Origin of the sequence: Streptomyces sp. NPDC060194, from assembly GCF_042728285.1 — a bacterium.
Lineage (GTDB): Bacteria > Actinomycetota > Actinomycetes > Streptomycetales > Streptomycetaceae > Streptomyces.
This window is the reverse complement of the sequence record NZ_JBHWZH010000064.1, coordinates 25512-33218: the sequence shown is the minus strand read 5'-3', so window position 1 is coordinate 33218 and position 7707 is coordinate 25512. Positions and strand designations below refer to the sequence as shown.

4 protein-coding genes and 1 tRNA gene are annotated in these 7707 nt (G+C 72.6%); 2 read left to right on the top strand and 3 right to left on the bottom strand.

The window, feature by feature from the left end; all coding sequences use genetic code 11:
• Positions 1–70: 70 nt before the first annotated feature.
• The 3 genes from ACFWEG_RS16320 to ACFWEG_RS16310 form a co-directional block, all read right to left on the bottom strand.
• Positions 71–2011 carry a galactose oxidase-like domain-containing protein gene (locus ACFWEG_RS16320; protein WP_387215128.1) on the bottom strand — a complete coding sequence of 647 codons (1941 nt, stop codon included), beginning with the start codon at positions 2009–2011 and terminating at the stop codon, positions 71–73.
• Positions 2008–3978, bottom strand: a complete 1971-nt coding sequence (locus ACFWEG_RS16315) for a glycosyltransferase family 2 protein (RefSeq protein WP_387215125.1) — start codon at positions 3976–3978, stop codon at positions 2008–2010. The genes ACFWEG_RS16320 and ACFWEG_RS16315 overlap by 4 nt, the downstream gene beginning before the upstream one ends.
• Positions 3979–4396: 418 nt before the next feature.
• Positions 4397–4470: transfer RNA gene (locus ACFWEG_RS16310), tRNA-Lys, on the bottom strand.
• A 135-nt stretch (positions 4471–4605) separates the two neighbouring features.
• Between ACFWEG_RS16310 and ACFWEG_RS16305 the strand changes: the two genes are divergently transcribed.
• Positions 4606–6006 carry a peptidoglycan-binding protein gene (locus ACFWEG_RS16305; RefSeq protein ID WP_387215122.1) on the top strand — a complete coding sequence of 467 codons (1401 nt, stop codon included), beginning with the start codon at positions 4606–4608 and terminating at the stop codon, positions 6004–6006.
• Positions 6007–6450: 444 nt separating this feature from the next.
• On the top strand, positions 6451–7674 hold the full coding sequence (locus ACFWEG_RS16300; RefSeq protein WP_387215119.1) for an SPFH domain-containing protein: 1224 nt from the start codon (positions 6451–6453) through the stop codon (positions 7672–7674).
• Positions 7675–7707 lie beyond the last annotated feature (33 nt).

The window sequence follows — 7707 nt, the reverse complement described above, 5'->3', positions numbered from 1 at the left end:
CGCCCCCTCCGAGGAGGGAGCGGCCTTCGCCGTACGGTCGCCCGCGGGAGCGGGGCGGTCGGGCCGCCCCCTACGGGACCTCGACCCAGCGGGCCTTCGACGGCGTCCCGTCGGCCGTCACGGCGAAGACCATGTACCGGCCCGGGTGGACCAGGTCCTTGTTCTTCGGCACCGACACCTCGATGCCGTCCGCGGACTTCTCGAAGTCCAGCGCGATCGAGCGCTGGTCGAGGTCGGTCACGTGCGTCGACACGCTCGGCCGGATCATCCGGACGGTCTTGACGTCGTCGGCGTCGCGGGTCGTGAACGTGCCCGTGCCGCCGCGCTCGATCGTCTCCGGGCCGTCGTCGAGCGCCGGCGCCTTGGTGTCGCCGTACAGGTACGGCGGGGTGTAGATCTCGATGCGCTGGTCGAACGTGCCCGGCTTGGTGTTGGCGTCGTCCTCGTAGAGCGAGTCGGAGCCGAAGACGACCACCCGGCCGTCGGGCAGCAGCAGCGAACCGGAGTGGTAGTTGCGGCCGACCAGCGGGTCCGCGACCCGGCGCATCGTGTTGCCCTCGGCGTCGTACATCCGCGCCTGGAGGATGTTGGAGCCGCCGCGGCCGCGGTAGTCCTCCGAGCCGCCGGTGATCAGCACGCTGTCGTCGGGCAGGACGGAGGACTGCGGGTAGCGGGTGCCGCGCTCCAGCGACGGGCCGTCGGTGAACTCCGGGCTCTTGGCGTTCAGGTCGACGATCCGGGTCCTGTTGCTCGACTGCTCGGACTCGCCGATGCCGCCGCCGCCGACGACCATGTACTTCTGGTCCTGCGCGGGCGGCAGCAGCACGGTGCCGGCCGTCTCCATCAGCTTCGGGTCGCTGAGGCCGGGGACCTTGGTGAACGTGTCCTTCTCGAAGTCCCAGATGCCCGGGTCGCGGCCGACGTCGGCCGGCCCGTACCCGGCGTTGGCGCCGGAGTAGAACAGCCTGCCGTCGTTCATCAGGAACACGGCGGGGTACGTCGGGAACTGCTTCTCCTCCGGGACGTACTCCCACTTCTTCGTCTTCGGGTCGTACGCCTCGTTGCGGTTGCCGGGGACGACCTGGCCGATGTCGTCGAGGCCCGACAGGGCCAGGATGCGGCCGTCGGAGAGCGTGGTGAGCGAGGGGTACCAGCGGGCCTCGTTCATCGGGTCGACGGGGACGTACTCCTCCGCGACCGGGTCGAACTCGAAGGCGTCCCTGATGCCCTGGAAGTCCTTCTTGTCCAGGGCGAGCTTCTGGGCGATGCCGTAGACGTTCTTCGCGTCCTCGCCCTTGAGTCCCTGGACGACGTACTGGTCCTGGGCGCCGGTCTCGTAGCGCTTGCCCGCCTTCTGCGCCTCGACGTAGACGCGGGCGATCCCGGGCTCGGTGCGCAGGAACGCGCCGGTCTCGTCGTCGAAGACCTTCTCGGCCCGCTCGATGTTCACCGCGTCCTGGACGACGTAGGACTTGCCGCCCTTCTTGCCGGTGAGGACGGTGCCGGGCTTGATCGTCTTGGGGGCGTCGGGGTCCTCGTTGTGGAGGATCATCAGGCCGCCGGCCTTGGTGACGTCGCCCTTCAGCTTCTCGTAGCGCTTGGTGCCGCCGGCGATCAGGAGCTTGCCGTCGGCCAGCTGGGTGTGGCCGGTGCAGAACAGGTCGGCCGGGGTGTCGATCTTCTTGAAGGTGTTCTTCTCCGGGTCCCACAGCGTCGTCTTGAACCGCTTGGCGTCGAAGTTCTTCTGGTTGTTCCCGGACCCGGCGACGAGCAGCACCTTGCCCGTGTGGAGCAGTGCGGCGTGGATCGTGTTCAGCCGGTACTCCTCGGGGATGTCCACGAGGTCCCAGTGGCCGTTCTCCGCCTTGTACTCGGCGCGGTTGATCTTGAAGTCGTGGTACTGCTCCGACCCGAAGCGGTACATGGCCGGCCCGTTCATGCCGGCCAGCGCGACGACCACCGCCGCGGCTATCGCGAGGCGACGCGTGCGGCGGCTAGGACGGTAACTCATTTCTTACGTCCCCCAAGGGAAATCTGCATGGTCTGGTCGTTCTGCTGCGCGCCCGGGCGGCCGGCCCAGCTCGGCCCCTGACCGGGGCCGCGGCCGGGGAAGTCGTCCTCGTACGGCTCCTCCTCCTCCGGCTCCGGGGCGACCGGGCGGCCGCCGTTCGCCTTGCGCGCCTTCTTCTCCGCCGTGACCGAGCGCCGCCAGATCCAGATCGGCAGGGCGGTGATCAGAGTCGCGAGCGAGGCCCAGACGATCATCGCGGGGTGGTCGTGCCCGAGGAAGAACGACGCGATCGCCGACCCCATGAAGATGGCGATGAAGAACAGGTGGATGCGGAAGGTCCCGAAGAGGGTGTCCGGGCTGGAGGAGTCGCCCTTGGGGGTCACCACGAACTTGCTCTTGCGGCGCAGCAGGGCGTCGGTGAGGGCACGCGCGTAGAGGGGGGCGGAGAGCGCGGACATCACCATGCCGTCGACGCCGCCGGAGCCCTCGGGCTCGTGCGGGGAGACGTTGTGGCGGCGGTTCCAGATGTAGAGGCCGATCTGGAGCGCGGAGGCGTTGCCGTAGAGCATCAGCCAGATGGCCGGGTCGATGTTCACACCCGAGGCGCCCATGCCGAGGAAGAGCATGCAGCTGATCGCGGCGAGGATCCAGTTGAGGGCCGACATCGGGTAGAAGATGATCATCATCGTGTAGTTGAAGAGCTTGCCCGGCGGGAGCGAGTACCAGCCCTTCCAGTACTGCTTGAGGATCGTCTCGTAGGTGCCGCGCGACCAGCGGAGCTGCTGGGTGAAGAAGTCCGTCCACGCGCTCGGGCCCTCGCCGACGGCCAGCACGTCCGGGGTGTAGACGCTGCGCCACTTCTTTCCCGTCGCCGGGTTCTTGTGGCGGTGGATCTCGAAGCCGGTCGCCATGTCCTCGGTGATCGAGTCGTACAGGCCGCCGATCTGCTTGAGGGCGGAGATCCGGACCGCGTTGGAGGTGCCGACGAACATCGGGGCGCCGTAGCGGTTGCCCGCGCGCTGGATCAGCGCGTGGAAGAGGAACTGCTGGGACTCCGCCGCCTTGGTGATGAAGTTGTCGTAGTTGCCGTAGACCTGCGGGCCGATGACGAAGCCCACGTCCGGGTCGCGGAAGAAGCCGAGCATCCGCTCCAGGTAGTTGGGCAGCGGGATGTGGTCGGTGTCGACGGAGGCGAAGTAGTCGTAGTCGTTCCCGTGCGCGTCCAGCCAGGAGTTGTAGTTCCCGTGCTTGGTCTTGGCGCGGTGCGGGCCCTTGGTGGTGTTCCACTTCGCGATGCCCTTGCGGGAGAAGTGGTGGACGCCGAGCCGGGCGCACACCTCCTTGACCGCCGGGTCGTCGCCCTCGTCGAGCAACCAGACGTGCATCAGACCGCGGTGACGGATCTTCACGGCCGCCTCGAGGGTCTTGGTGACCATCGACAGCGGCTCCTTGCCGGGCACGAACGACGTGAGGAACGCCACGCGGGTGCCGGACTCCGGGACGACCGGGATCGGGTCGCGGGCGACCAGGGTGGCGTGCGCGTTGGAGACCACGTTCATGCAGCGGAACAGCTCGATCAGGCCGATCGAGACCAGCATGATCATGTCGAGCACGGGCAGGAAGTCGTACTGCAGGTAGTCGCGCTCGGTCCAGTGCTCCGGCTGGAGCAGCCAGACCAGCAGCGCTATGGAGAGCAGCGGGGCCGCGCAGAGCAGCATCGCCGCGCCCACGCGGTGCGGCTCCTGCGAGATCAGGGAGCGGTACTGCACCTTGTACGGCTTGGTGGGGTCGGGCTGGGTGAGCGGCCCGGCGAGCCGGCTGTAGTGCTCGTAGTCGTACCGGGGCAGCGCCTGTTTCCTCGGGCGCTTGCGGCCGGCGGCTCCACCGGTGCGCAGCTGCGAGGGCACCCGCAGCTGAGTGGTCCGCGCCGGATCGTTGTTCTCATGGGCGCCGGTCGGCGACGTCATCTCTCATCCCCCCGCACGCAAGGCTGGCTGCGTGTCCGTTGGTTCCATGGGTCCGCGGACCGATCCCCCTCGACCGTCGCGAACGCGTCAGTGGTCGGCCGCCGTTCCGAAATCGTCCGATGTCGTGTCCGACTAAGGACGAGGGAGCACGGCCTTCCGGTTGCATGATGCCTGGCCCGACATCCGTTCCTGACGGGACCCCCGGCAGGCATCCGGCAAGGTTTCTACTACCTCCACCATGATCGCAAGGGTGAAACAAGCTGTTTACCGCTCATTGGTGCGATTTGAGTGCGGTCCTGGTGTGTGATGTGCGAGGGGTGTGCATCCGGTCGCCGCACCCCCGCCGTGTTCCGCCACGCCGCCCCCTTCGTCAGCCAGAAACCCCCCTCATGCGGCATGAGGGGGGCTTCCGTGTCGGTGCGCCGCCAGGGACTCGAACCCCGGACCCGCTGATTAAGAGTCAGCTGCTCTAACCAACTGAGCTAGCGGCGCGTGCTGACCTGCGTAACTCTACCGGATTCCGAGGGGTGCGGTGTACCGCCGTCCGGGTGCGGGGCCGGGGGCGGCCGGTTTCCCGGTCGAACAGTCGAAATGCGGACAAAGCCTTGCATTGCGAAACTGACGACTGTGCAGACAGAGGGGCTGTTCTTCGAGGACATCGATCCGGCGAGCGATTGCGGATGTGCGGGGTGCGGGTGGGCGCGGCGGACGGCGGGGGAGGAGGCGGCCTGCGGGCACCACGCCCGCCGGGTGCTGATCGTCGCGGCGGCCACGGGGACGCTGCTGGGTGCGGCGGCGGGGGCTCCGGTCCGGGTGGCGGACGCCCCGGGGGTGGTGGCGGGGGCGGAGGGGACGCTGCCGGAGGTGGACGCGCGGGAGGCGGACGCGCGGGCGGGGTCGACGGGGCCGGGTGCGGGTGAGGGTGCGGGTGCCGCGGGGCCGCCGGGGGTGGCGGCCGGACGGGCGGCGGCCGCGCCGGCGGCGGTGGGCGGGCGGGCGGCCGCCGCTCCGCTGTCCCTGACGCGGGCGCAGATCGTCCAGCGGGCCGAGACCTGGTTGCGGGCGGGGGTGCCGTACGACATGCGGCGGTTCTGGACGGACGGCTACCGGCAGGACTGCTCCGGCTTCATCTCCATGGCGTGGGGGCTGCCCGGCAGCGAGACGACCGGCACGCTCGGCCGGTACGCGGTGCGCATCACGCGCGACGAGCTGCGCCCCGGCGACATCCTGCTCTTCCACAACCCGAGCTCCCCCACGTCCGGTTCGCACGCCACCCTCTTCGGCGGCTGGACCGACAGCCGCCGCACGGCGTACACGGCCTACGAGCAGACCCGCCCGCGGACCCGGCGGCAGACGACCCCGTACCCGTACTGGAGCAACACCGCGGGGTACGTGCCCTACCGGCTGCGGGGGGTGGGGGAGGGGGCGGCCGGAGCGCCGGGCACGTCCGCCGCGTACCCCGGGGCGGCGGCCTTCGGGCCGGGCGCGGTCAACGCGCACGTCACCCGGCTCGGGGAGATGCTGAGCGCGCGCGGCGGCAAGCGGTTCTACGCCGTCGGCCCCGGGCCGCGGTGGGGCGACGCCGACCGGGAGGCGACGCGGGCCTTCCAGCGGGCGCAGGGGTGGACGGGCGCGGACGCGGACGGGCTGCCGGGGCCGGAGACGTGGCGGCTCCTCGTCACCGGGGCGGGGCGCGACATCCCGTCGGCCGAGCGGGCGCGGGCGGGGGCGTCCGGGGCGTCCGGGTCGGGTGCGGGCTCGGGCTCTTCCGCGGCCGGGAGGCCGTCCGCCGTCCCCTACCCCGGGGCGCAGGTGTTCCGGCCCGGCCGGTCCCATCCGGCGATCGAGGCGCTCGGCCGGCGGCTCGTGCAGAAAGGTTTCGGCAGGGCCTACACGTCCGGCCCCGGCCCCCGATGGACCGAGGCCGACCGGCGCTCCGTCGAGTCCTTCCAACGCGCCCAGGGCTGGCGCGGCGCCGCGGCGGACGGCTACCCGGGGCCGGAGACATGGCGCCGGCTCTTCGGGTGACGCGACCCCGGCGTGCGACGGCGCCCGCGGCCCCGGCACGGACACGTCGGCCTGCGTGCGGGTCGGCCTGGGCCGCACCCGCGGTCCTGGCCGGCGGTGCGCCCGCGGGTGCGGTGCCGCCTGTGGCGGGTGGCTGCGCGCCGAATTCGGCGTACGCGGTGCCGGCCGCGGGCGTCGGTCCTGTGCGGGGGCGTCGGTTTCCGCGCGGGGTGTCGGCGGCCACCCCCGCCGTCCGGCCCGGCGGTGCGTCGGCGGGGGGCCGGTCCGTGTGGGGACGTTGCTGCCCGTGCGGGGTCCGCGGCGTCACGGTCCGGGGCGCGTCCGCGGGTGCGGGTGTCCGCGGTGACGGGGCGTCGCGGGCTCCGCCGCGTGCGGGCGCGGGGTGCTGTGGGTGCTCCGCGTTCTCCGTTCCCTCTTCCGAGACATGCGCTGAAGGAGTCACCGATGACCGAAACGGACACGAGCACGGCACCCGACCCGGATGCGGGGTGGTCGTACGCGGTGCGCAGCGGGCGGCACACCGCGGTCATCAGGAACGAGCCGACGACGGAGATCCCGGTGCACCTGCTGTTCCGGGACGACGACGAGCCGGCGCCGGGGCCCGCGCGGCCGCCGGTGCTCGGGTCGGGCGGCGGGGTGTTCCGCACGGCAGGGGCACGGGAGCCGGTGGTGGGGCGGGGGGCGACCACCCGGGCGGAGGGCGTGCTGGTCGGCGGGGCCGCGGCGCCCGCGCGGGAGGCCGGGGCCGGCGCGCCGTCCGCGCCGTCCGCGCCGCCCGGGGACCCCGCGCTGACCGAGCGGCCCGGGCGCGCGCTGCCCGGGTCGGCCGCGGTGCTCGCGGCGACGGCCGGGGCGGCGGGGTGCGGCGCGGCGCAGTGGTGGGCGGGCGGCTGGCCCGAGGGCGTGCTGCGCGCGCTGCACCTGCCGGCCGCGCCCGCAGCCGGCTACGGGCCCGGCCAGTGGGCCGCCCTCGCCGCGTCCGGCGCGGTCACCGCGGCCGCGCTGGCCGGGCTGCGGCGCGGGCGGGCCGGCAGGGCGTGGGTCCTCTCCCGCTTCGGCCGCTACCGGGGCAGCGTCCGCCGCACCGGCCTGCTCTGGCTCAGCCCGCTCGACGCGCGCCGCCGGGTCGACGTCCGGCTCCGGCACTGGCGCGGCGAGCTGCCCGTCGCCGACGCGGACGGCCTCCCCCTGCGCGTCACGGTCCTCGTCGTCTGGCGCGTCGCCGACACCGCCCGGGCCGCGCTGTCCGTCGCCGACCACGAGACGTACCTGACGTCCCAGGTCGAGTCCGCGCTCGCGTCCGTGCTCTCGCGGCTGCCCGCGGACGTCTTCCCCGCGGGCGGTCCCTCCCTGCGCGACGCGGACGCGGTCGCCACCGCGCTCACCGGGCGGCTCGCCGCGGAGGTCTCCGCCGCGGGGGTAGAGGTCTTCTCGGCCCGGCCGACGCGGGTCGAGTACGCCCCAGAGGTCGCCTCCGCGGTGGACCGCCGCAAGGTCGCCGCGCTCGACCGGACCCGCCGCGAGGCGGAGTTGGCGTCGGTCGTCGACGCGGTCGAGGACACGGTGAACGCGTTGGCCGCGCGGGGGCTCGTGGAGTTCGACGAGTACGAGCGGAAGGGTCTGGTGCGGGATCTGACGGTGGAGTTCTGGAGGGGAGCGCGGCCGTAGTCCGGGGTTGAGGCGGGCCGCACGGCCGTCGCG

What these genes read in the sequence shown, in the direction of transcription:
- ACFWEG_RS16320 (WP_387215128.1), bottom strand. Translation starts at nt 2,011, where the DNA reads ATGAGTTACCGTCCTAGCCGCCGCACGCGTCGCCTCGCGATAGCCGCG.
- ACFWEG_RS16300 (WP_387215119.1), top strand. Translation starts at nt 6,451, where the DNA reads ATGACCGAAACGGACACGAGCACGGCACCCGACCCGGATGCGGGGTGG.
- ACFWEG_RS16315 (WP_387215125.1), bottom strand. Translation starts at nt 3,978, where the DNA reads ATGACGTCGCCGACCGGCGCCCATGAGAACAACGATCCGGCGCGGACC.